Below are 24,216 nucleotides of genomic sequence, written 5' to 3'. Positions count from 1 at the left end.
ATGACATTAACGTGACATGACCTTAGTCAATTTGAGTTGTGTTACTTTATTAACTAAATACTTTTGCTCAAAATCGTGTCGACACAAGGCATGCGAGAAAATATATCCTTGAGCATAATCACAACCAGCAAGCTCCATTAACTGTCGTTGATTTTCAGTTTCAATACCTTCGGCAATCACTTCAATACCAAGCTTATGGGCCATGGCAATAATCGCTTCGCACAAATACTTTTCATTACTTTCTGCAGACAAACTATTGACTAAACCTTTGTCAATTTTAAGGTAATTAATGTTAAATTTCTTTAAATAGGCCAACGATGAATAACCTGAGCCAAAATCATCAAGCGAGATTTGTATACCAGCATCAGCATAAGCTAATAATTTAGCCTCAACATTAGGTTCAATTTCAAGCAATAAGCTTTCAATGATTTCAATGCAGATACTACTGGTCGGTAATGCGAGCGAATGCATGTAGTTGAGCCAGTCTTCAACCTGAGTCGACTCATCTTTAAACTGCACAGAAGACATATTAATACTGATTTGAACGTCTGCATTAAACTGTGCTTTCCATTTCTTTGCTTGCTCACAAGCCTGATAAAAGACCCAATTACCAATATCGACTACCATGCCAGTCTCTTCGGCAATAGAGATAAAGTCTGCCGGCGGAATAACGCCAACGGTAGGATGATGCCAACGAATTAACGCTTCAGCTTTGATCACCTGCTGACAACTTAAATCAACAATGGGTTGGTAATACAGTTCAAATTGCTGTTGAGTAATGGCAACTTTGAGATCCCGGATCAGTAGCATCCGCTTTTGGGCACTATCTTGCATTGCCGAGGTAAAATAATTAAATCGATTACGCCCAAGCTTTTTAGCTGAATACATAGCTTGATCGGCATTCTTTAACAATCCTTCCGTTGTTTTTGCGTCGTCAGGAAATAGAGTGATACCAATACTGGCGCTAATATAAGCCGTTTGCTCACCTAATAAATAAGGTTTTGACAGTTGTTTGAGTATTTGCTGTGCGACGCGATCGACACCATGAGTATCTTCAAGATTGGCCAGTACTATGGTAAATTCATCGCCACCAAGACGAGCAACAACATCAGTTTCTCGAATGCATTGCTTTAGACGAGCCGCCGTTTCAAGCAACAATACATCGCCCATATCATGGCCCAATGTGTCGTTAATCTCTTTAAAATAATCTAAATCTAAAAACATCAATGCAAAATGATTATGCTTACGGTCACTTAATAAAACCTCTTGATTCAAAAATGTTAGTAACATCCTCCGATTAGGTAATCCGGTGAGTGCATCATAATTGGCCTGGCGCCATATCAACTCTTGCGTTTGTTTTTTCTCAGTAACATCAGAAAATAACGCAACAAATCGATCTGCCTGCGACTTCTTGCTCACGATTGAATTAATCGTTAACAAGATAAGGTAACTTTCACCATTTTTACGCCGCATCCACACTTCACCATGCCAATGCCCCTGTTGGCTAAGCTGCTGTGTTAACTGCTGATAAAAGTGTTTAGGCTGCAGATCTGTTTCAAACATACTCAAATGCTGATTTTGTATATCTTCCTGAGTAAATCCTGTGATAAAAGAAAATGCCGGATTTGAATCAATAATAATGCCATTAGCAGTAAACACACTCATGGCTTCACTGGAGTTTTGATACACAGATGAGGCAATACTTAACGAATCTTCAACCTGTTTAATATCAGTAATATCACTATGAGTGCCAAACACTCTTAGAGGTTTACCTTTAGCATCAACATCAACAACGCTGCCGGTTTGTAAAATCCAGCGCCACACACCTTGAGAATCAATTAATTGATATTCCACACGCTGACTAATGCTGCGGCCTGTTATAATTTCATTAATACTGCGCAAAAACTTAAATTTATCTTTTGCATGTATTGCATCTATCCATCGCTCTGGCTGCAAATTAAGCTCGTCCATGGTACAGCCCAAAATCTCAGCACTGTATCGATTAGTGCTAATACGATGACTAACGACATCCCAGTCCCAGACGCCTAATTCACTACTATCGAGTACCAAAGCGAGTTGTTCTTTACTGTGTAATAAAGCTTGCTCCGCTTGCTTTCGTTCGGTGATGTCTAGAAAAGCTGCAATCACCAAAAAAGTATCGTCTTGAATATGACGACGACATGTAATGGTCATATGGGTATAAACAACCGAACCATCTTTGGCGATAAAACGTTTATCAATTTCGTATTCGTTGAGTTGGCCTTTAAGCATTTCCTCATAGAGTAATAAATCTTTATTCAAATCATCTGGATGAGTTAATGCTTGCCAGGTTAGCGATGTTAATTCTTTTTCGCTGTAACCAAACATACGACATAAATAAGGATTAACTCGCAGCCAATATTTATTTTTTGTACTAATGGAAATACCAATATTGCCAATATCAAATTGATTTTTAAATAGAAAATCGTCTTGAAGTTTAACTTGTATATCGTTTTTACTGGATACTATTTGGCTAAGAAAATGACCAATGATCAGCGTCAGTAACGGTAATACCGTCATGATAGGCAGTGACATAAGAGTGAAAATGGCTAACGCTTGTTCGGAAGGTAATAAAAATAACCAATTCAGTAATACCGCATGCACTGCTACACCGAAAAGGTAAAACTCAAGATAGCTAATTTGATCTAATTTATCCATCCGAAATCGGCGCCAAATTAGCCCTATCATAGCGCTGCTAATCAAGATAAATATGCCCACCGCGACCGCTTCACCGCCCAAGAAAAAGCGGTATAGCGCCATAATAATGATGGCGATAGCAGTAGGAATAGTACCAAAGAATAATCCACTTAAACTGATCGCTACTGAGCTTGCATTAAACAATATTGGCTGTTGTTCAACTAGTGGAAACATCATGATAATGATGCCAATAACACCGACAAGTGCACCAATATAAAATGGCCACAGGGCAGGATCCACTTTACGTTGATACAAAGGAGAGAGTGAGCAAACATAAACTAGCGCCAGAAGTAGCGCTGAATTTTCTAAAATTGAGAAAAAAACATTTAGATTCAACATCTATATATTTCCCTTATCTATCCTTAATAAGCACATTAGCATCCAAGCTATCTCGATCTAGTCATGTAAAAACAATCTAAAACCATGGTCCCTTCATGTTTTACCGTGAATCATTCTATATATAAACAAGATAATATTCATCTAAAATTTTCTGCAACTCTTGATATAAACAGTAAGAAAAATCAGATCAATAATTGTTTTTAATCGCCGTTAATCAGATTCAGATCACATAATATTGTTGGTGTTATTGCTACGTTTACCACAGAGAATATTCAATCTTATATAAAGGACAATCAATATGGCGACTAAATTTTTTATTCCAAGCGTCAACATTCTGGGTCAAGGTAGCGTAGATGAAGCCATTAAAGACATCAACGCATTTGGATTTACCAAAGCACTAATTGTTACCGACAAACCACTAGTGAGTATTGGTTTAGTGGCTAAGGTGACTAAAAAGCTCAATGCTAATGGGATTGAAGTGGTTATTTTTGATGGTGTTCAACCCAACCCTACTACAGGTAATGTTGCCGCTGGCCTTGAGCTATTAACAAGTCATAAGTGTGATTTTATTATTTCATTAGGCGGTGGCTCGCCTCATGATTGCGCTAAAGGCATAGCGCTTGTTGCCACTAATGGCGGCAACATTAAAGATTATGAAGGTGTAGATGTCTCAATTAAGGCACAAATGCCATTAGTGGCCATTAATACCACTGCCGGCACGGCAAGCGAAATGACCCGTTTTTGTATTATTACCGATGAAGCAAGGCACATTAAAATGGCCATTGTCGATAAAAATACCACCCCAATACTTTCTGTAAATGATCCAGAACTGATGCTTGAAAAGCCAGCATCACTGACAGCAGCCACAGGTATGGATGCATTAACGCATGCCATTGAAGCCTATGTTTCTATTGCTGCCAATCCGATCACCGATGCATGTGCAATAAAAGCCATTGAGCTTATTCAAGCTAACTTAATCAATGCTGTAAAACACGGCGATGACATCCAAGCTCGTGAAAATATGGCCTATGCCCAATTTCTCGCGGGTATGGCATTTAATAATGCCAGCCTAGGTTATGTCCATGCGATGGCACATCAACTGGGTGGTTTTTATGATTTACCACACGGCGTATGTAACGCATTGCTTCTGCCGCATGTTCAAACATATAACGCTCAAGTCGTACCTGCACGCTTAGCTGACGTAGCCAAAACAATGGGCATCGACATCACAGCAATGTCAGACGATCAAGGCGCTAAAGCAGCAATCGATGCCATTAAGCAACTGTCTACAGCAGTAAACATCCCTGCAAATTTAACTGAATTAGGTGTTAAAGCTGAAGACATTCCTACCCTAGCAGATAATGCCCTTAAGGATGCTTGTGGTTTTACAAATCCAAAACAGGCTACACACGCAGAAATTTGCCAAATTTTCACTAACGCGCTATAAAATTCAATAACAAAACATAAACCAATATAAAGGGATGAGTATGTCAACTTTAGCTAACTTATCTCTGAGGTCGAATTAAGGTTAATTCATTTAGTTAAGCAGCCCCAAGCCCGTATTTATTTACGGGCTTTTTTAGCTGGTGTTTAATGTAAAAAACCAACAATGACAACAGCTTATTTTTAATTTAGTAAAAAGTGATGCTTAGATCTAAGTTCTTGAAATAAGGATTGACCAATACAAAAAATAAGGTCTATGATGAAAACACTTAGATAGCGAATAGGTAGGTAAACAATGACAGCGATTACTCATATATATAATTACACCGTTCGATGCCCGCACTATAAAGAAAACGAACAAACGGCAACATGGCTCAACCATATCGAAGTAAACCAATCTTGTGAAATTGCTCTAGACCGTATCACTAAATGGCACAACCTCTCAGGCACCAAATCATTTGAACTAGACGATTTTGTGGTTCGAAAAGCCGATAATGAAGAAGCCTATTTTGCCATGCAAAGTAGCCGCCTTAAGCATGATGGCCATGCCCTTGTCACATTTAAAATCTATTTAGACAACTGCTGCCAAGATGCTTCTCCAAATCAAATAATGGAGCATTTAATCAATGATTATCAACAGCGTATCGCTAAAGTCGAGTAATACACTAAGTCTATTTACCATCAATATTAAGGAGCTATCATAGCTCCTTATTTTTTGCTGTTTATCTTCAGCTCAATCAACATAAACGCAACCCTACTGTGAGTAATAGAACAACTAAGCCGCATTGGCTCGCATACCGTGTGGAATAGGCAAACCATTTTCATTTACGTTAACAAATACCATTTTATCAATAAAGGCAATCGGTGCATGATTCACTTTATTGCGTATTTTACAACGCACAGTCACTGAACTTTGACCTAAACTCACTAACTCAAAACCAAACTCAATGATGTCACCAGTTTGTGCTGGCGCCATAAAACTAATTTCCGAGATAACTTTAGCGATGTGGAATTGACTGCGCATTTGGCAACTGGCAAAAATAGTCGCTTCCTCGTTGACCCAACTTAACAATTGACCACAGCATAAGCTTTTAGTGCTATTGAGATGGACAGGCATGATGATATGACGTGAGAAATATTTCATAGTGACCTCATTATCTAACTGATTAATTTTGCGTCGTTAGGCGCATACCCTTAAACAATTAGCAATGATTAAGCCAAGTATATTATTATATAAAAATCATATAGATAAAATATAACCTTAATAAATATATGATTAAAATGCCCAAAATAAATGCAACCACGCACCAAAAAAGGTAAAGGCCACGCTGAGTGTGACCTTTACCTGATAATGAACCGCAGATGATTAACGACTAATGATTAACGAATAATTTGCTTTAGCGTGTTCACAAAAACACTAATGTCATTCGCGCTGATGTCTTTATGAGTCACTAGGCGTAACTGCCTGTTAGGGCTAATGATAATACCTTTATTAGCGAGTTTTAGCGCAAGCGCTTTAGGATCAATATGTTCAGCCAATGTAGCAAAGACAATATTGGTCTGCACAGCGCTCACATCAACAGTAAATTCATCCATGTCTGCCAACAATAAAGCTAAAGTACTCGCGTTGTGATGATCATCCGCTAAACGGTCAACCTGCTCAGTTAACGCTAGCTTAGCCGCTGCCGCAATAATACCTGCTTGTCGCATTCCGCCACCGAGCATTTTACGCCAGCGTGTCGCTTTACTGATTAAGCGCTCATCACCCAACAGAATCGAGCCTATCGGTGCACACAAGCCTTTTGATAAACAAATCGATACAGAGTCAAAGTATTGAGTAATATCGGCGATACCAATGCCTTGTGCAACCGCAGCATTGGCCACACGAGCACCATCTAAATGAATTTTAAGACCGCGATTAAACGCCAAGCTTTGTGCTTGGGCTAAATAGTCTTGGCTTAATATCTTACCGCCAATAGTGTTTTCTAAACTCAATAATCGAGTTTGAGCAAAATGAACATCATCAGGCTTAATTGCGGCTTCAATATCTTGCAATAAAATGCTGCCATCGGCTTGATTATTCAGCGGCTGAGGTTGAATACTGCCTAATACTGCCGCTCCTCCACCTTCAAACTTATAGTTATGAGCTTGTTGACCGCAAAGATACTCATCGCCACGTTCACAATGGGACATTAAAGCTAATAAATTAGCTTGGGTACCAGAGCTCACAAACAAGGCACCATCAAAACCAAACATCTCGGCTGCCATGTCTTGTAAACTATTCACGGTCGGATCATCACCATAAACATCGTCACCAACTTCAGCATTCGACATAGCTAAGCGCATTGCTTGTGTCGGTTTAGTCACTGTATCACTTCGAAAATCAATCATACTGCGTCTCTATCCTCATTCACTCAGCCATTACTTAGCGAGTGACGATATTTCTGTTAATGCCGCTAAAGCTGCATCATAGTTTGGGTGCTCGCTGACTTCTGTTACTAGCTCTTGGTACTTTAAAATACCCTGAGGATCAATAATAAAAATAGAACGAGCCAATAAACCATGGTCTTTAATTAACAAACCATATTTATCACCAAAGTCACGCCATACTGAATCTGATAACACTTTAATTTTATCTACATTTTCAGTTTGGCAAAAACGCTTTTGGGCAAATGGTAAGTCTTCACTGATGGTTAGCATGACAACATCAGCATCATATTGAGAAAATTCTTTGTTAAACCGCTTGGTTTGCAACGCACATACGCCAGTGTCTAAGCTTGGTACAGCACTAATCAGTACTGTTTTGCCTTTAAAATCACTTAAGCTTACTGGGTTAAACTTATCATCAACCACTGTAAATGATGGTGCAGTCTTATTTAAGCTCGGCATCTTACCCTCTAAAGCAACCGGGTTACCGCCCATGGTAATCATGGTTTTTTCGCCAGCAAAACTGTGAGCGCTTATAACAGATGAGGATAATAGTGTGATCGCTGCAAAGGTTGAAAATAGCTTCATGGAAAAACTCCTTGTATAAAAAAACCAGCAAATGCTGGTTTTTAAAATATTAAATTGCCTGCAATATTATTTTGCTGGAACTTCTTTGACATGTAAATCCATTTGTGGAAATGGAATTTCAATTTCAGCTGCATCTAGTGCATTCTTGATTTGCTCAAGCAATTCAAAACGTACAGGCCAATAGTCTGATGTTTTAACCCATGGACGAACCACAAAGTTAATTGAACTGTCAGCGAGTTCTGCTAGGCCGATGGTATAAGCTGGATCTTTTAATACCAGTGGATTGTTATCAAGAATATCTGCTAATACTTTCTTGGTTTTAGCGATATCAGCAGTATACGAAACACCGATAATTAAATCGATACGACGCTTTTCTAATGCCGAGTAATTGGTAATCGTGCCGTTCATAATCGAAGAGTTAGGCGCGATGATAACTTTGTTATCACCAGTACGTAAACGGGTAGAGAAAATCGTTATCTCATCAACTACGCCAGCAACACCAGCCGCTTCAATAAAGTCACCAACACGACATGGGCGGAAAAGCACCATTAATACGCCTGATGCAAAGTTTGAAAGAGAACCTTGTAATGCTAAACCAACCGCTAAACCCGCAGCACCGATAACCGCAACGAGTGAAGCTGTTTGCACGCCAACCTGACCAAGTGTAGCGACAATTGTAAATACAAAGACTAACATCCACGCTAAGTTTGCCACAAACGAAACAACTGTTGCATCCACTTTGCGGCTTGTCAGTAATTTGGTTGTTATGCGTTTTGCTACACCGGAAAAATACTTACCGATGACAAAAATAACAATAGCAGCTAGCGCTTTAAGACCATAAGTCATCAAAAACTCAGGTGCCTGCTCCACTAAAGCATCTAAACCTTCTATGTTTTCCATTCCCTTCTCCCTTTAAATAGCAGTATTATTCTGCCGATATAATAAACTCTACACGTCGATTACGCTGCCGCCCTTCTACAGTGGCGTTATCAGCGACCGGATTTTTGTTACTCATTCCAACAATCCCAATCGACGTTGGCTGAAATTGGTATTCATTAACCAGCAAATTTTTAATCGTGGCAGCACGTTTAAGTGACAGCGCCTGGTTGACAGCATCACTACCAATACTATCGGTATGCCCTTCTAAACGGATGACAACCTCAGGGTGTTGCTCAATATATTGTTGCACTCTCACTAAGGTTGGTCGTTGAGTTAACAATACCTTTGATTTATCGAAATCAAAATATACTGGTTGAAGAATAGACCCAAAACAATCAACAGCCACAGAGAGATCTCGCTGTTGACGACATTGTTCAGCGATAAGAGCTGCATTATTAGTAACTGTTGCGCCTAGCTCCGCATCAAAAGCGCTATCATCTTCGGCATCTTCATCGACAATCAACAACTCAGTATCAATACAGCCATTTACCATAACAACACTATTAGCAGGTGTATCATTACATGCATCTTTTTTGTCTGGTACCCCGTCAAAATCAGTATCAACCCAAGCATGGGCTGTGAAGATAAAACACCCCATTAAGATCAATGTCAACGTACGAATGATAGCCATAAATACCCCTTCGACATGACATCGAAATATGTTAATGAGACGTATTTTACCTGTTTATAAGTTAAATTAAAAGACAACACTTTATAATCAATACCTTGCTAGATAGGCTTCACGCTAATGTCACTTAAGCATGATAAGGATATCGGCGCCAGCTTAGAAAACCTTATCAGCCTAGGTGCTATTATCGCGCAAGCTTAAAAACAATCCCTTAACATTCAAGCACGTTAACAGTCTACTTGGACACAATTGATAACAAGCTTAACCTCTCTGTTCCCCGCATTAACATTGACTTTGTCGCCTCTTAAAGGGTATATAAGGTTAGCTTTTTGATGTTTGGTCAGCTTTTAGCATCAAAATGACATTATTTATTATAAAAAATAGACAATAAAGTTGCTCAGTATTGCTTTATCACATTCAAATACCCGCTATTTCAGGTGTTCGTGGAAAAGTCAGTCATAGACAACTCTTGCAAACAATTATTTCTGTGACGATATTTTTCTCACAGGCAATCACAAGCTTAAGGTGGAAGACTTAATGAGTGACGCAAAACCTCAAGGTACATTGTTTGGGCACCCTAAGGGGTTGTTCTTACTTTTTACAACAGAACTATGGGAACGTTTTAGTTATTACGCCATGCGTGCAATTTTAGTACTTTATCTCGTCGATAAAGTGCAAAGCGATCAAGCAGGTGGCGGCTTAGGCTGGACCCAAGCAGACGCACTATCACTATATGGTACTTTTACTGGTTTAGTTTACTTGACACCATTAATTGGTGGCTGGCTAGCTGATAACGTATTAGGTCAACGTAAAGCCATTTATATTGGTGGCTTCTTAATGGCAGCAGGTCAATTTACACTTGCAGCACCGCATAGCTGGATGCCAGGCCTAGAAACCACTGTGTTTTATATTGGTTTAGGAACGCTAATTTTAGGTAACGGTCTATTTAAACCCAATATCTCTACCATGGTAGGTGATTTATATCCTGCTGGTGATCACCGTCGTGACGGTGCATTTACGATATTTTACATGGGGATCAACCTAGGTGCGGCCTTATCAGGCTTTATCGTTGCCTGGGCTTACACTTCATTTGGTCATGACGTTGTTATCGATGGTAAAGACGTGTTCATCAACAACTGGCAAGCAGGTTTCTTCTGCGCTGGTGTTGGTATGATTTTATCCTTAATTATTCAATTTTTCTTTGCTCAAAAATTACTTGGCGATATCGGTACTGAACCGGCTGCAAGAGTAGAACAAAGAAAAAATGAAGCCAAAGGTGAGATCAGAAGTGAGCCACTGACCAAGATTGAACGTGACCGCATTAAAGTGATTATGGTAATGGGTTTATTTACCATTATCTTCTGGGCGGGATTCGAGCAAGCTGGTGGCTTAATGAACTTGTTCACCAACAATTTCACCGACCGTATGATTGGCTCATGGGAAGTGCCTACCACTTATTTCCAATCACTCAATGCTATTTTCATTGTTGTTTTTGCTCCCGTGATTGCCTCAATTTGGATTCGTCTTGGTAAAAGTGAACCCAACTCACCAATTAAGTTTGCTATAGGCTTATTCTTATTGGCGATTGGTTTCCTATTTATGATGGGCGCTGTATTCGAAATGGGTGGCGACGCTTCGGTTAAATCAAGCATGTGGTGGTTAGTTGGAGCTTACTTCTTCCACACCATGGGAGAATTATGTTTATCACCTATTGGTTTATCAATGGTAACCAAACTGGCTCCACTGCGCATCGCTTCGTTAATGATGGGTGCATGGTTCCTATTTATCGCTGCAGCCAATAAAATTGGTGGCCTAGTCGGTTCATTGATTGGTCATGGCGGTGAAGTAGAAGAGCAGCTAGCAAACGCGATGGCTATTTTTGCTGGTATCGGTATTACTGCGGTTATTTCAGGTATTATTTTGTACTTCATGTCAAACAAATTGGTTGACTGGATGCACGGTGCTGAAAGTAAAAATGACACTGAAGAAGAAGTGTTAGAAGAAGAGATTGCAGTCACAGCTGAACACGAAGGTATTCAACGTTAATTCGTGTTGACGTAATTGTTACTCTTAATAATATCCCCTCCAAGTTTTCTTGTGAGGGGATTTTTTATATACCCACATCAAGGGCTGCTAGGATCTAGAGCGGACTTCGTCCTACTAAAATCGCTTCGCTATGCTGTTTGCTTTTATAGCCTCTAGCCGCGAAGCGTCCTAGCAGCGCAGCGCTCTAGGTTTCTAGTGTCTAGATAGCCTCTAACAATGATCAGCGACACGCTAACTGCATAAAGCCACCCGCTTTAATATCTGACTGATACACTAAGCCTGTAAATCGATTATCAAGCAATTGTTGTTTATGCTCATAAAAATGTGTACCAATACAAATCTGTTCATCTCTTAGTAAAGTTCTAACTTGCATACTGGGCTTATCCCACATCGCGCTACCAAGCGGCGCTGATTCGGGCAAAGCTAAGGGTGTGAGTATATTGCCATTGCGTAAATAACACCGCAGGCCCTTACCTGATTGGCCTATTGATAACAAATACTGGCTCAAATCGATACACACATAAATAATATCGGTATGAATATGTAACCCTGACTTAACCATACGTTCATTAAGATACGTCAGCATATTCTTGGGTTCAATTAAGGTATTACTTAGGCCATTTCTAAACAGCTTAAGTTTTTGATTGATAAAACTGCGGAGTAATACACAGCCAAAAGCAGCACTATTATCCTCTGGCGAAAAGTGGGCCATATACATAACTAAATGATGATCGCCAACCATAGTAGAGTCAATAAAATAGGCACTTATATCATTATTTTTAAACAGGCTATAATTGATATCCGCTTTAGGATAATAGATATGTGAAGCCGGAAATAATTGCTGCTGAACACTTTTGGCTGCTTGAGCATTTTGCTCAAGCAGCGATAAATTATCAGTGAGTTCTTGATATGAAAGCTCATTCATTTCTTGTAAATGAAATTGCCCAGACACATTCATAGGCGTCGCAGCTGACATTATCGCTTGAATGATAGCTTGTTCAATAATAAGTAAATCTGCAATCGGCTTAGTCAGATAATCACTGGCACCGATGCGCAATGCATCTACAACATCAGACATCACATCGTTACCAGAAATAACAATAGCAGGTATAGCAGGATTAATATCTTGCATTTGCTTAAGCATAGACAAGCCATCAAGGCCTGGCATGCTTAAATCTGCAATAACAATGTCAAAAATAGAATCAGAAAAAAGGGCTATACCTTCATAGCCATTACAAGCTTGAGTAACCCGAGCACCTTGTCCTTGCAAAAAACTAGCAACGACATGGCGAAATATCGGGTCATCTTCAACAAAGAGGATCTCGACATCAGTTAGCGCCATACAACAACCTCACAGACATTCACTGTCGAGGTGCCTGTATGCCTCGACTATTCTAGCTCATCTAAATACTCATCAAGTAACTCATCGTCTGCTTGACTTGATGGCACATCACCATCAAACACTTTGTAATCCATATGCTGTAAATAGGCATCTTTTACAAAAGCATAAGGATCGAGAGCATTGTCTAATAATCGTTCTTGATCAATGGCCTTAGAACGAGCATCTAAGCCTTTTAAGCCCCATTTTAATACTGATTGCCAAAAAGTTAACTCCGATAAGGGAAAGTATAGACCATCCACCCAATCAGAGGCTAATTCTCTTGTCACAATTGGACCATAAAATGGCGCCATAAAGTAAGGACCATTGGGCGTACCGTAATAACCTAAAACTTCGTTAAAGTCGTCCTGTTTACGGTGCATCCCCATCATGTCGGCTACATCTACCAAGCCCAATAAACCAATGGTGGTGTTAACGGTAAAACGCCCACCAGCATTAGCTGCCCATTTCCACTTTCCTTGCAGAGTATTATTGACTAGGGAGCTGGGCTCTTCTAAGTTATAAACAAAATTATTAACCCCAGTTCTTAGCGGATTAGGCACATAATCTTTATAGCCATGAGCGACTGGACGAATAATATATCTGTCTAAAAACAGATAATTAAAATCCCACATAGTGCGGTTAATCTCCTCAAATGGATCAAGAGGATCATTATATTTAATTTCAACCGCAGGTACTGGTGCAGCGACAACTTGAGGTGCTTCGGCTTGGGCATACATAGGTATGCTAATCACAAGCACCTGAAGTAATATCCATTTATACTTCATATAATTCTCTTTAAAATGACAAAAGGTCCTGCTCAATAAACTGCTAACTCTGTCTTTTTATTAAAGCAATTTTTGTTCCAGTCGATATAATTTAGCAAGCTAGTATTAGGCTAATATTTTACAATATTCAATAACTAGGCCTTGCTTGTACGTGTTTGTTAGCCGCAATTGGTCACCATATGGTCACAAAACCATAATGACTCGCCCAATAAAGGTAACAGAGGGCTAAGGATACTGCGCCTTTTTACAATATCAATCAAAAAATTGTAAATGAAGCTGATATTGTTCACTAACAGATTGATTGATTTCGATAGATAAACATGATTTTTTGATAGGATTTCTATGGCTGCGCCAACAACGCTGACTCCAAAAGCGGTCAATAACGTCACATTTAAACCTGCTGATGCGAGTCAGTCATCGGTGGCTGAACGAAAGCCAACTCAAAGTAGTAATGATGCTGTACCCACAAAAACATCAAATGATAAATCGGTTTCATCTTCGTCGACTTCAGCGCCTTCAAAATCAGATTTATCTTCGGTATTACTGCCTGTAAAAGTGTCGCAACCGCCAACAAGTGCACAACTCGATGTCACCATTGAAAATCAGCAGTATCAACTGAGTAAAACAGCTGAACTGCAAAAATTATTACAACAAACAGCACAAGTGGTCATCGCGAGCGACCAAGCCAAACTTGTGACTCGTGCCGTCGCCAGCGTTAATCAACCACAAGTTCGAGCCGAACTCATCAATAATTCCGTTGCACCAGTAACCCAGGTTCCTGGGTCTACAGTTTCAGCGCCCCCATTACCAGCACAAACGGTCTCCACCCAGCTAATACTTTTGGCGCAAGCCATTCAGCTGGCATTACCGCAAGCCCTTGAAGCACTGGCAAAACAAAATGGCGTATCAACACAACAGTTGGCAACATTGGCGACAAGGCCTCAGGGCTATCCTCTGCCTACGGCAGTAATAGACCAAGGACAACTGACGTTTGCCAGTGGCACAAGCATTACATTAGCGCCAAATTCCGCGTTAAGTTCAGGGCAATATTTAGCCAAAGTCGTGCTACAAAATCAGCAACTACAACTTGCACTAACGCCTGTAATAGCAGAACTCAGCGTTAATTTAACCAAACTGACCGCGCCTCAAATTACCGAGCCACTGCAAACGGCCAACATCATCATAACCAAAAATGAACCAGGGCAAATTCTTAGCCAGTTTCTAAAAAAACTCGAATCGACTCCGTTACCGACTAATATCACTGCGGCGAAAACAGATTCTAGTCAACCCAATGCCGCTCCTACAAAAACTGAAGGTAGTCAGCTCAATATCACTCCGGCAAAAACAGATGCTAGTCAACCCAATGTCGCTCCTGCAAAAACTGACGCTAATCAACTAAACATCAATGCCAGTTCTAGCAACCTTAGCCTAAAAACAGCTCAAGATAGCAATACAGTAAAAACGACGGCAGCGCTCACACAGCAACCATTGTCGTCACAGACAAACCAACAAGCTCAGCTAAGCAATACAACTGAACAAAGTATACTTAAAGCAAACTCTACGACGGTTAGTGCCAATCACGAGGCCACCAATAAGTTAACCAGCGACCCAGCTCCTATAGAAGTGCTGAATAAAGCCTTATCAAAAGCAGGGGCAATGCCGATAAAGCAGCAGCTAACACAACAAGTGGCTAATAATCTCGCCAGTGAACTGTTTAAACATTTACCCCAAATCAGTCCACACCCATTAAGTGCATTAAGCGACCCTGCCTTACTGAGCAGCGAGCTATACAGTTTAGCAGCACTTAACCTAGCGAACCCTCAGATAAGTCACTCAGGCGCTTCACAGCCCTCGGCGCTGTTTTCAGGCAGTGCAATTACCACCCTATTCCAGCTATTACTCGGGGTCAAAACCAAATCCACCGGTGCTGCGATCAGCGACAAACTTCAAGCCCATCTTGCACAATTACAACAACGAACCTTAAGTAAACTCAGCGCCAATTCAGGTTTATTAGCAGCGCTGGATAAATTAGGCGGTGCAGACTCTTTAGCACAATTAGCCAGCAGTATTGCGCTATATCAACACGCAAGTACTGATCCTAATCAAGCCATGACATGGTACTTTGCTTTGCCCTATTCTATTAATCAACGTGATGAGCAATTTGAGGGCAAATTCGAACAAGAAAATGATCAAGATAAAGACAAAAAAGCAGGCTGGAAGTTACAACTCAAATTTAACTTAGCACAAGGTTCATTATTAATTTGTGCTAATAAACAAGGCGATGTGCTGGATATTCAATTCAAAGGCAACAACCAAATGCTGCTCACAAAAGTAGAGCGCTTTAACCAAGCACTATCAGATAAAATCACTCAAATAGGCTTTACCCCAGGTAAGCTGACGACACAGCTAGCGCCAATTCCGGCGACCTTATTGCCAGGCGATCACTATTTAGTTAAAACAAGGGCATAACAGAGGGCACAATGACACAAGAACCGAAAAAAATACAACAGGCCGTTGCACTCAGTTTTGATGGTAAAAGCGCGCCCAAAATTACCGCTACGGGTAAGGATTTAGTTGCCGAAGAGATAATTTTGATTGCTAAAGAAGCAGGGATCCATATCCACCAGGACCCACATTTGAGTGAATTCTTACAACTTCTGGAACTAGGCGACGAAGTGCCTAAAGAACTGTACCTATTAATTGCAGAGTTAATCGCATTTGTTTATATGCTAGATGGAAAATTTCCTGAGCAATGGAATAATCTACATCAAAAAATTGTCGCTCAAGTGTAAAGTATTTTCTCGCTACTAAGCCGCAATACTGCTCAGTACTAAGCCACACGCTGTAACCTCTAACAGCTTATATTTAACCGCTTAGTATCTAAAAAGTCCTACTCATTCAGAGTCGCTTGTATTTGGCTACCTAATACTCTGTTTCTGCCACGGTCCTTGGCTATATACAATTGTTTATCAGCTTCTTCAATCAGGGTTGTACTCGACATATCATACTCAGGCACGACACTTGAAACGCCAGCACTAATGGTCACAAAAGCAGATATAGATGAGTTTATATGGGGGATTTTCAAAGACACAATACTGTCGACAATTTGCTGAGCCACATAAGTCCCGCCAATTAAATCGGTATTAGGTAAAATACAGATAAACTCTTCACCACCAAAACGTGCCACGAGATCATAAGGACGATTTACTGTGTCGTGTATCTTCTGCGCCACTAAACGTAAACACACATCTCCCTCGGTATGACCATAGGTATCATTAAAGTGCTTAAAGAAATCGATATCCAATAAAATAACGGTTAATGGCTGTTTTTCACGCGCACATTGCGACCAGCTTACCGGTAAAACTTGCTCAAACTGACGTCGATTGGCCACCCCCGTTAATCCATCGATTAACGCTATAGTGCGCAATAAATCGGTGTTTAATTTCAATCTAATCTGATTTTTAATTCGTGCTTTGGTAATAACGGGGTTAATGGGTTTATGAATAAAATCAACCGCCCCTAACTGAAAGCCCCTAACTTCTTTATCTTCATCAAAATGACCAGAGACAAAAATAACCGCCACCTCTTGTGTGTCGGGATCATTTTTTAAATGCGCACACACATCGAAGCCATTTAATATTGGCATTTCAATATCTAACAACACAAGGTCCGGGTTGACTTTTTTACACATCTCAATGGCTTGATTACCATCACGAGCCATATAAATGTCGTAATCATCTTGTAAGAGTTGATGCAATATCTTGATATTGACAACCTGATCATCAACTAACAGTATTTTACCTCTAACTGGCTCTGCGCCAGAAATATACTTATCTATGAACAAGTATCACTCCTTCAATATCGATTTTAATGTATCGACTGCATCCAAAAACTCAAGTTGACTGACTTGAGTTTTCAACCTTAACCACTGTTCATTAGGCACACCACTGCTAAGCAGCTGCTCAAGATAGTCTATGGCATCTAGATTTTGCTCTACTAACAACGCCATCAAACGATCTATCTTATCCAAATTTACGATTGCTGTGGGGAAAAAGCCCACTTTATCAACAATAGCAACGGTTGATTCTGCGCTTTCATCAGGAAAATACGAATCCAGCATACGAATACTATCGTCTATATGATCTTGCATTTCTGTTAAACAAGTCTCTGAATCAATGACTACTTTTTTATTTAAGTCGCTATTTGAATCAGCGGTCGCATTGTTTATATTTTTTTCTAGCGTGGCAGCAAAAGCAGCCAGTCGCTTAGCGCCCATATTACTCGCAGTTCCTTTGATTGTATGGGCAATACGACAAATAATCTCGCTATCTTGCTGTGCAAACGCTTGAGTCAGTAACAATAATTGTTGTTTCATTTCGGTGGCAAAATGATGTTTAACATCAATAAAAAATGCCAGTTCACCACCAAAACGACGTAAAATAGACTCAGGGTTTTCTATAATCAAATCATCATCGCTATCGTTAACCACGTCAAGCAAGCTCGCATCAAGATTATTTGCAGTTAAACGATATTGAGTAACATCGGCTTTATTTATCAACTTAAGCATACAAGGTATTAAAAGCGTCATGTCAATTGGCTTACCAATATGATCGTCCATACCTGCAGCCAGGCACAATGTTTTATCTGCCGCAGATGCGTTAGCCGTCATGGCTAAAATCGATAACTCATTAAACCGACCATCTGCACGAATAAGGCGCGTGGCTTCAAGTCCATCCATAACAGGCATCTGCATGTCCATAATCACAATATCAAATTGATTATTTGACTGAGTCACCCACTCTACTCCCTCTGTACCGTTTTTGGCCAATGTAACTTCAGCACCTTGAAGTCGCAATAACTCATCAATCACTTGACGGTTAAGTGCATTATCTTCAACCACTAAGACCTTAATGCCGTTTAAGGCCAAACTGCTAATCTTTCTCGTTTGAGGCGCGTTATCTTCGCCATTCATCGCTTGGTAAACAGCCTCAAGCATTAAATTGGCGGTGACAGGTTTTGTCAGCATACTGACAAAAGGCTGTTGGCTATAATGCTTAGTTTGTTCCATCACCTCTGCACCATAGGCGGTTAACATAATAATGGCTGGCGCAGTTGCTGGGGAAAACATAGCTTGAATATGATTAGCAGTTTCGATGCCATTACCGTCTGGCATATACCAATCCATAATAATCACATCGTAATTGTTATTGGCAGAGATACTTTCTCCAATAAGCTTAATCGCCTCATGGCTATTATGTGCTTCATTAACATCAGCACCGTGGGCGGCTAAGTTTTTTGCTACAAGCTTACGGCTCATCTTACTGTCATCAACAACCAGAATATGCTTATCCTGTAAATCGATAAAAATATCATTATTATCCAATTCAATGATATTAAAGCTCAAATCAAACCAGAAACGACTGCCCTCACCAAGACGGCTGGTTAATGCTAATTCTCCGCCCATTAAATCAACTAAACGTTTAGTAATCGCTAATCCTAATCCTGTGCCGCCAAATCGTCTTGACGTTGATGACTCTGCTTGTACAAAACCTTGGAAAATCTTAGTTTCTTGCTCTTTACTAATACCAATACCGGTATCTGTAACAGAGATGGTTAAGTTAACTTGCTTTTCATCAATAGTATTGCAACGCACACCGACGATGACATAGCCTTCAGCCGTAAATTTAATCGCATTACCCGCCAGATTTAACAGCACTTGGCGCAAACGAAGCTCATCGCCCTCAATAAGATAGGGAATACTTGGGTCTAAATCAAAAATCACTTCAACATTTTGGTTATGCACGTTGGTGGCTAGCATTACTGCTAATTCACGCATTAATGTTTCAAGTTCAAATGAGTGCAAATCAAGTTCTAACTTACCGGCATCAATTTTTGAAAAATCTAAAATATCATTTAACAATCCCAATAAAGATTTGGCAGCAATCTCAGCCTTACTAACATAATCAGCCTGTTGACGAGTCATTTCAGAATGCTGAATAAGCTGAAGCATACCTAACACAGCATTCATTGGGGTACGTATTTCATGACTCATATTAGCTAAGAAGGCAGATTTAGCCGCATTAGCCGCATCTGCGGACTGTTTGGCTAAACGTAACGTTTGCTCTAATTCGCGTTGCTCGGTAATGTCACGATTAATCCCAACAATGCGCACTGCCGCGCCTGATTTGTCGAAACTAATTTGTCCTCCTGCCTGAATATAGCGTACCTGATCCGAGCTGGTAATAATTCTAAACAAGGGGGCATAAGGGATGTTGAAAGTAATCGAATCTTGTAGGGCCTTTTCAGCCATTTCAATGTCATCAGGATGAAGTCTGTTACGCCAATGCTGATAATTTACTCCTTGGCCTCTGATGTCTAATGAATAATCATAAATACTAAACATACGATCATTCCACTGTAGCTCGTTGGTTTTTATGTCAAAGTTCCAGATCCCTAACTCTGCCACTTCAGCCGCTTTGGATAACTGATAGCTAGCAGATAACAACTCTTCTTGTTGCTTCAGCATAGTATCAATATTAACTGCAACGCCTAAGTAACCAATGATCTCCCCACGATTATCACGCATAGCCGATACCGACAATGAGACTTGGCATTCAGAGCCATCTTTACGAATATAGGTCCAGGTACGCGTTTCAGGCCCTTTGACTCTTGGCTTGTAAGTAAACACATCAAAAGCACTGATGTCTTCACCAAACTCTTCCGTTAATTCGACACTGCGCTGGCTAACTTCAGCTGCAAGATGCAGCATTGCAGGGCTTTGCTTACCAACAACCTCTTCAGCCTGATATCCTAACAATAATTCTGCACCACGATTAAACATGCTAATCATACCGTCATTATCCGTTGAAATAATGGCAATTTCTGATGCAGCAGCAAGCACATTTGTGAGTAAAGAACTAAGAGTATCTTTTTCTAATTGAGTGTTTTTACGTTCAGTAATATCAATTCTCAACGCCAAACAGCGCTCAAGCTCACCCTTATCATCCATTATTGGCGCAATAACAGTATCAAACCATTTAGCGTTACCTTGGCTATCATGATTACAAACTTCATCATGCCAAGTCTGACCTGCATGAATGGTTTGCCACATTTTTTTCCAAAATGCATCGTCATGTTGATTCGATTTTACAATTGAATGTTTGTGACCAATCATCTGCTCTCGAGTCAAACCAGATATCGAACAAAAATAATCATTTACCGCTAAAATAGTGCCATTTTTATCGGTTTCAGAATAAAGTAACTGCTGATTAATGTTATCAAGTAGGGTCTTATTTTCTGACAGAGCTTGTTGTAACGCGTGGGTTCGCTCAGTTACTTTTCGTTCAAGGCTGGCATTAACACTTAAAATTTGCTTTTCAGCATGCTGTTGTATCGTGATGTCTCTAATGGTCTGACTGACACCAATAATTTTGCCGAACTCATTGTAAATAGCCAAAGAGGTCATCGATGTAGACAATAGCTGATTATCTTTGCGTTTGTGTTGACCAGTAAAATTTAACAATGATTTGCCGTTCAATACCTGATTAAATTTTTCAATTTCAGCGGCATAATCATCACTAGGAACAATAAATGAGGTTTTTTTAAGGCCTACGACTTCCTGCTTTTCATAACCAAAAATGGTTACCGCGCCCTCATTCCAACTGGTGATAACCCCATCACAATCTAAACTAATAATCGCATCTAGCGAATGCTCTAAAATGTTAGCCCGTCTTTCATTGTCTTCCAAAATAAGGCGTTTACGTCCTAACGCAAAGCTGTAAAAGCCAATCAGGCCCCCCAACAATAAACTGACAATTACACCGTAAGTAAAAACAATATTAGGCGAAGTTAAATGTAACCCACTGACAAATTCAGGGTAAGCCACTAAAGATATTTGCCATTTACGGCCAAATATCTCACGATCGACGACAACAGAAAAAGACGATAACGGGCTCGCATCATCAATATGGGTCTCATAAAACATGACATTTTTTTGATTATCAGTCACATCATTAATCAATATCTTGGTCGTTTTGCGCGATAAATTGATTTGGTCAAACACTTCATTGGCCACTAATGGCGCATAACTCCAACCATAAGCATTTTGCTCCCTCAACTCGGCAGTTGCTGGTATAAAACCTGTGCGGTAGATAGGCATCAAAATAAGAAAGGCTTGTAACGGATGGCCTGTAGCTTGTACTAAGGTTATCGGCCCAGTTAAGCGTACTTCACCGGTTAAATACGCTTGTTGGGCGGCATTCTTGCGGTTTGGCTCAGAGGCAATATCTAAACCGATCGCCGCAAGGTTGCGCTCAACGGGTTCGATATAGTCAATCAAATAACGTTCATCATTATGAGGGGTTAACTGACGAACACTGTAATCGGGCCAGTCATCAAGTTTCGCTTTGACGACAAAAGAAGCCTCATCAGCTGCGGGCACACGTCGGATATAACCAAAGCCTCGCGCCCCTGGGAATTCAGTTTCAATATCACGGGTTAAGCTGTATTTTCTAAAGATTTTACGAGAAATTCGGTCTTCGCCTGAAGTCGCAACAGCGCCTCGAGCACCTCGCAAACCATATTGATACAATACAATACGATCAATAATCGTATTAGCAACTTGCTCTGACAACTCATCAAGTGCTTTAGTAATGATAGTACTATTTTGATTCTTAACGCTAACAGCAGTCACAAAACTAATGGTTAACCCGAAAGCAAATATTCCAATACCCAATTTAAGCGCATTTTTATAACTAGATAGTCTGACCATTTTATTATTAGTTAAGAGTCACAGAGCTTAACTTTGGACGATAAAAGAGTTTTTTACAACTAGACATTGAAATATATCGTGTTTTGAAATTTGATGACTAATCTAGACCTCTATGCGAATAGTGCGCTGCGCTTCTAGGGCGGACTACGTCCTGCTAGGGACAGCTGCGCTGTTAAGACGTTATAGAACCGAGTCAGCTAGAATCTAGTCATCTAGGATTTTGCTTTTATAGCATCTAGCAGCGAAGCGCTCTCGTCATCTAGGTTCCAATTCAAAGTTATCAAGCTTTAACGCCCAACTGTCGTGTCAGTTAACGCATCAAATTGAATGATATAGTAGCGACCATCACTTTTGTCTTGCTGGTTATTCACCGCTGGAGACTGATGTAATTTATTCACAGTGACTAACAACTTACCATCGGCCGTAGTTGAAAAGCCATCAGACCAACTGAACTTATCATCATCTTGATGCAAGATATGATATTGACGCTCGGTGTCGATATACCCCACGGCATTATTGCCTATGTCGGTGACATAAATATTGCCGCCATTATCAATGGTGATCCCGTCGCTAATAGGTTTATTGGCATAGAACTCAACTTTACTGCGCAACATATTAGGCGACAATTTGGCATCAAGCAGATATTGAGTGTGTACCCGATATAACTTTTCACCACTTAAGGCACCAAAGTAAACCCACTCATTAGCTGGATCTATGGTTATTGCATCAACTCCAATGCGGATCGGTTCACCGCCAATAGACAAGGTGTTGCCATTAATCACAGTATCAACATCTTCTGGGCGGGTATAAATACTGCCATCGAGCACTCGTTTTGCTGAGCCAGTCGTTAAGTTAACCACGATTATTCCTGCATTACTGCCACCAGCGGGATCTGTGATGTATACCGCTTCATGCTTTCTATCTACCGCGAGATCATTTAAAAATGAGTTTTCAGGCAATACAGGAGCCTTTAAAGTAATCATTTTGTATAAGCTGTTTTGTTGAATATCCCAACCAATAAGTCGGCCAACCCCTTCAGCAGACGCCGTTTCGAGCATCCATAAAATCCCCTGTTCATCAACGACTACACCCAAAACAGGATTAAGATGCTGATTAAACTCAGTATCAGGATAATTGACTATCGAACCGTCTTTGTTAAGCTCCACTATTCTCGAATCTACACCGTAAAAGTGATGATTACTCATAAACACCCGGCCATTAGCTGATACTGCAACATTGCCGGGTGGATGTTGCTTATCTAACTCACGAAAAACTGAAAATTCGCCTGCGCGAGTAGTGAATGTAATAACACTAAGTAGTGCCAACAATGACACAACAAAGACTTGCCTTAACATAATTAGGATTCCTTAAAGGGCAGATTGATACCGTCATCATGTAACGGACTTAAGCTAGCCAAGATAATCTGCATAAACTCTTTTCTGAACAGGCATTCAAGATAGACATTTTCCACTGAAGACACAAGCAGTTTTTGAACAATCATTCAAGTAGTGATATTATCAACCAAGAAATGGTTGAGGAACGATGTCATGGCTAAGAAAAATTTTGCAAGAGAAGACGTATTAGACAAGGTGATTACCTTGTTTTGGCAAAATGGCTATGCCGCAACAAGTATTCAGCAAATAACCAAAGCCACTGGATTAAAGCCCGGCAGTTTATATTATGAATTTGAGAGTAAAGAAGGTTTATTCCAAGCTGCGCTAGCGCGTTATGCCACCTTTTCCGTTGAAGCGATACACTTATCGATGGCCAATGCCAGCAGCGTAAACAATGCAATTAAGCAGATGTTAAATACTCTAATTGAACAATCAAAGTCATGTGATTATTGCGGCTGCTTTTTGATAAAAACCCAGCTAGAGCTGGCATCACAAGGGAATCAACTTTATCAATTTGCCAGCGCCCAACTGACTAAAATTGAACATATTTACCTTGATTACCTCAGTGAATATTATCCCCAGATACAAGCAAAAGCCTACGCAGCCCAGTTAATGACGGTAATATTTGGCATTCGTATTTATGGTTACCAAGCCGAATCTGCCACAACTCAAATCAACACTATTAACGCCCTGCTGCCCTGGTTAGCAACGCTATCCGAAGACGATAACAGCTAATAATA

General features: G+C 40.2%; 17 protein-coding genes. 6 read left to right on the top strand and 11 right to left on the bottom strand.

Going from position 1 to position 24,216, the window contains the following annotated elements:
- Positions 1-6: 6 nt before the first annotated feature.
- Positions 7-3,072 (bottom strand): EAL domain-containing protein, encoded by a 3,066-nt coding sequence (locus ACED29_RS09620; protein ID WP_371697571.1) that lies wholly within the window; start codon positions 3,070-3,072, stop codon positions 7-9.
- A gap of 301 nt (positions 3,073-3,373) precedes the next feature.
- Here ACED29_RS09620 and yiaY point away from each other — a divergent pair, with 301 nt between their 5' ends.
- Positions 3,374-4,522, top strand: a complete 1,149-nt coding sequence (gene yiaY / locus ACED29_RS09615) for an L-threonine dehydrogenase (RefSeq protein ID WP_371697559.1) — start codon at positions 3,374-3,376, stop codon at positions 4,520-4,522.
- Positions 4,523-4,813: 291 nt separating this feature from the next.
- Positions 4,814-5,179 (top strand): cytoplasmic protein, encoded by a 366-nt coding sequence (locus ACED29_RS09610; RefSeq protein WP_124017942.1) that lies wholly within the window; start codon positions 4,814-4,816, stop codon positions 5,177-5,179.
- A gap of 114 nt (positions 5,180-5,293) precedes the next feature.
- Here ACED29_RS09610 and ACED29_RS09605 read toward each other — a convergent pair whose 3' ends face one another.
- The 5 genes from ACED29_RS09605 to ACED29_RS09585 form a co-directional block, all read right to left on the bottom strand.
- Entirely contained in the window at positions 5,294-5,662 is a 369-nt protein-coding gene (locus ACED29_RS09605) for an acyl-CoA thioesterase (RefSeq protein WP_124017941.1), read from the bottom strand.
- A gap of 236 nt (positions 5,663-5,898) precedes the next feature.
- On the bottom strand, positions 5,899-6,909 hold the full coding sequence (gene ltaE / locus ACED29_RS09600; RefSeq protein WP_182754544.1) for a low-specificity L-threonine aldolase: 1,011 nt from the start codon (positions 6,907-6,909) through the stop codon (positions 5,899-5,901).
- A gap of 30 nt (positions 6,910-6,939) precedes the next feature.
- A complete protein-coding gene (gene tpx, locus ACED29_RS09595; protein WP_124017939.1) occupies positions 6,940-7,533 on the bottom strand; it encodes a thiol peroxidase in 594 nt (197 codons plus the stop codon).
- Positions 7,534-7,599: 66 nt separating this feature from the next.
- Positions 7,600-8,433: a mechanosensitive ion channel family protein gene (locus tag ACED29_RS09590; protein WP_124017938.1), complete on the bottom strand. Its 834-nt coding sequence runs from the start codon at positions 8,431-8,433 to the stop codon at positions 7,600-7,602.
- A 25-nt stretch (positions 8,434-8,458) separates the two neighbouring features.
- The gene (locus tag ACED29_RS09585) at positions 8,459-9,103 is read right to left on the bottom strand and encodes an OmpA family protein (RefSeq protein ID WP_371697558.1); all 645 of its coding nucleotides are present in this window, start codon (positions 9,101-9,103) and stop codon (positions 8,459-8,461) included.
- A gap of 534 nt (positions 9,104-9,637) precedes the next feature.
- Between ACED29_RS09585 and ACED29_RS09580 the strand changes: the two genes are divergently transcribed.
- On the top strand, positions 9,638-11,146 hold the full coding sequence (locus tag ACED29_RS09580) for a peptide MFS transporter (RefSeq protein ID WP_124017936.1): 1,509 nt from the start codon (positions 9,638-9,640) through the stop codon (positions 11,144-11,146).
- Positions 11,147-11,366: 220 nt separating this feature from the next.
- Here the strand turns inward: ACED29_RS09580 and ACED29_RS09575 are convergent, their stop codons facing one another.
- Positions 11,367-12,488: a response regulator gene (locus ACED29_RS09575; protein WP_371697557.1), complete on the bottom strand. Its 1,122-nt coding sequence runs from the start codon at positions 12,486-12,488 to the stop codon at positions 11,367-11,369.
- 47 nt (positions 12,489-12,535) lie between these two features.
- Positions 12,536-13,264, bottom strand: coding sequence for a VacJ family lipoprotein (locus tag ACED29_RS09570; protein WP_371697570.1), 729 nt, complete (start codon positions 13,262-13,264; stop codon positions 12,536-12,538).
- A 390-nt stretch (positions 13,265-13,654) separates the two neighbouring features.
- Between ACED29_RS09570 and ACED29_RS09565 the strand changes: the two genes are divergently transcribed.
- Together ACED29_RS09565 and ACED29_RS09560 are read left to right on the top strand one after the other, a co-directional pair.
- The gene (locus ACED29_RS09565) at positions 13,655-15,781 is read left to right on the top strand and encodes a flagellar hook-length control protein FliK (RefSeq protein WP_371697556.1); all 2,127 of its coding nucleotides are present in this window, start codon (positions 13,655-13,657) and stop codon (positions 15,779-15,781) included.
- Between the two features lie 11 nt (positions 15,782-15,792).
- Positions 15,793-16,104, top strand: coding sequence for an EscU/YscU/HrcU family type III secretion system export apparatus switch protein (locus ACED29_RS09560; RefSeq protein WP_182698129.1), 312 nt, complete (start codon positions 15,793-15,795; stop codon positions 16,102-16,104).
- Between the two features lie 98 nt (positions 16,105-16,202).
- On the opposite strand, the gene ACED29_RS09555 is transcribed toward ACED29_RS09560, so the two are convergent.
- The 3 genes from ACED29_RS09555 to ACED29_RS09545 form a co-directional block, all read right to left on the bottom strand.
- Positions 16,203-17,156 (bottom strand): diguanylate cyclase, encoded by a 954-nt coding sequence (locus tag ACED29_RS09555; RefSeq protein ID WP_182723252.1) that lies wholly within the window; start codon positions 17,154-17,156, stop codon positions 16,203-16,205.
- A gap of 3 nt (positions 17,157-17,159) precedes the next feature.
- Positions 17,160-22,082, bottom strand: a complete 4,923-nt coding sequence (locus ACED29_RS09550) for a PAS domain S-box protein (RefSeq protein WP_371697555.1) — start codon at positions 22,080-22,082, stop codon at positions 17,160-17,162.
- A gap of 287 nt (positions 22,083-22,369) precedes the next feature.
- Positions 22,370-23,437: an L-dopachrome tautomerase-related protein gene (locus ACED29_RS09545; protein WP_371697554.1), complete on the bottom strand. Its 1,068-nt coding sequence runs from the start codon at positions 23,435-23,437 to the stop codon at positions 22,370-22,372.
- 192 nt (positions 23,438-23,629) lie between these two features.
- Here ACED29_RS09545 and ACED29_RS09540 point away from each other — a divergent pair, with 192 nt between their 5' ends.
- On the top strand, positions 23,630-24,211 hold the full coding sequence (locus ACED29_RS09540; RefSeq protein WP_182754531.1) for a TetR/AcrR family transcriptional regulator: 582 nt from the start codon (positions 23,630-23,632) through the stop codon (positions 24,209-24,211).
- Positions 24,212-24,216: the final 5 nt, after the last annotated feature.

It is taken from the genome of Shewanella sp. 5S214, from assembly GCF_041439795.1.
Taxonomy (GTDB): domain Bacteria; phylum Pseudomonadota; class Gammaproteobacteria; order Enterobacterales; family Shewanellaceae; genus Shewanella; species Shewanella vesiculosa.
The sequence above is the reverse complement of the archived record's forward strand: the minus strand, read 5'-3'. Positions and strand labels throughout refer to the sequence as shown.

Bases quoted from the DNA above. Each gene is read 5' to 3' on its own strand.
- yiaY (WP_371697559.1), top strand. From the start codon at position 3,374: ATGGCGACTAAATTTTTTATTCCAAGCGTCAACATTCTGGGTCAAGGT.
- ACED29_RS09610 (WP_124017942.1), top strand. From the start codon at position 4,814: ATGACAGCGATTACTCATATATATAATTACACCGTTCGATGCCCGCAC.
- ACED29_RS09605 (WP_124017941.1), bottom strand. From the start codon at position 5,662: ATGAAATATTTCTCACGTCATATCATCATGCCTGTCCATCTCAATAGC.
- ltaE (WP_182754544.1), bottom strand. From the start codon at position 6,909: ATGATTGATTTTCGAAGTGATACAGTGACTAAACCGACACAAGCAATG.
- tpx (WP_124017939.1), bottom strand. From the start codon at position 7,533: ATGAAGCTATTTTCAACCTTTGCAGCGATCACACTATTATCCTCATCT.
- ACED29_RS09590 (WP_124017938.1), bottom strand. From the start codon at position 8,433: ATGGAAAACATAGAAGGTTTAGATGCTTTAGTGGAGCAGGCACCTGAG.
- ACED29_RS09585 (WP_371697558.1), bottom strand. From the start codon at position 9,103: ATGGCTATCATTCGTACGTTGACATTGATCTTAATGGGGTGTTTTATC.
- ACED29_RS09580 (WP_124017936.1), top strand. From the start codon at position 9,638: ATGAGTGACGCAAAACCTCAAGGTACATTGTTTGGGCACCCTAAGGGG.
- ACED29_RS09575 (WP_371697557.1), bottom strand. From the start codon at position 12,488: ATGGCGCTAACTGATGTCGAGATCCTCTTTGTTGAAGATGACCCGATA.
- ACED29_RS09570 (WP_371697570.1), bottom strand. From the start codon at position 13,264: ATGTATGCCCAAGCCGAAGCACCTCAAGTTGTCGCTGCACCAGTACCT.
- ACED29_RS09565 (WP_371697556.1), top strand. From the start codon at position 13,655: ATGGCTGCGCCAACAACGCTGACTCCAAAAGCGGTCAATAACGTCACA.
- ACED29_RS09560 (WP_182698129.1), top strand. From the start codon at position 15,793: ATGACACAAGAACCGAAAAAAATACAACAGGCCGTTGCACTCAGTTTT.
- ACED29_RS09550 (WP_371697555.1), bottom strand. From the start codon at position 22,082: ATGGTCAGACTATCTAGTTATAAAAATGCGCTTAAATTGGGTATTGGA.
- ACED29_RS09545 (WP_371697554.1), bottom strand. From the start codon at position 23,437: ATGTTAAGGCAAGTCTTTGTTGTGTCATTGTTGGCACTACTTAGTGTT.
- ACED29_RS09540 (WP_182754531.1), top strand. From the start codon at position 23,630: ATGGCTAAGAAAAATTTTGCAAGAGAAGACGTATTAGACAAGGTGATT.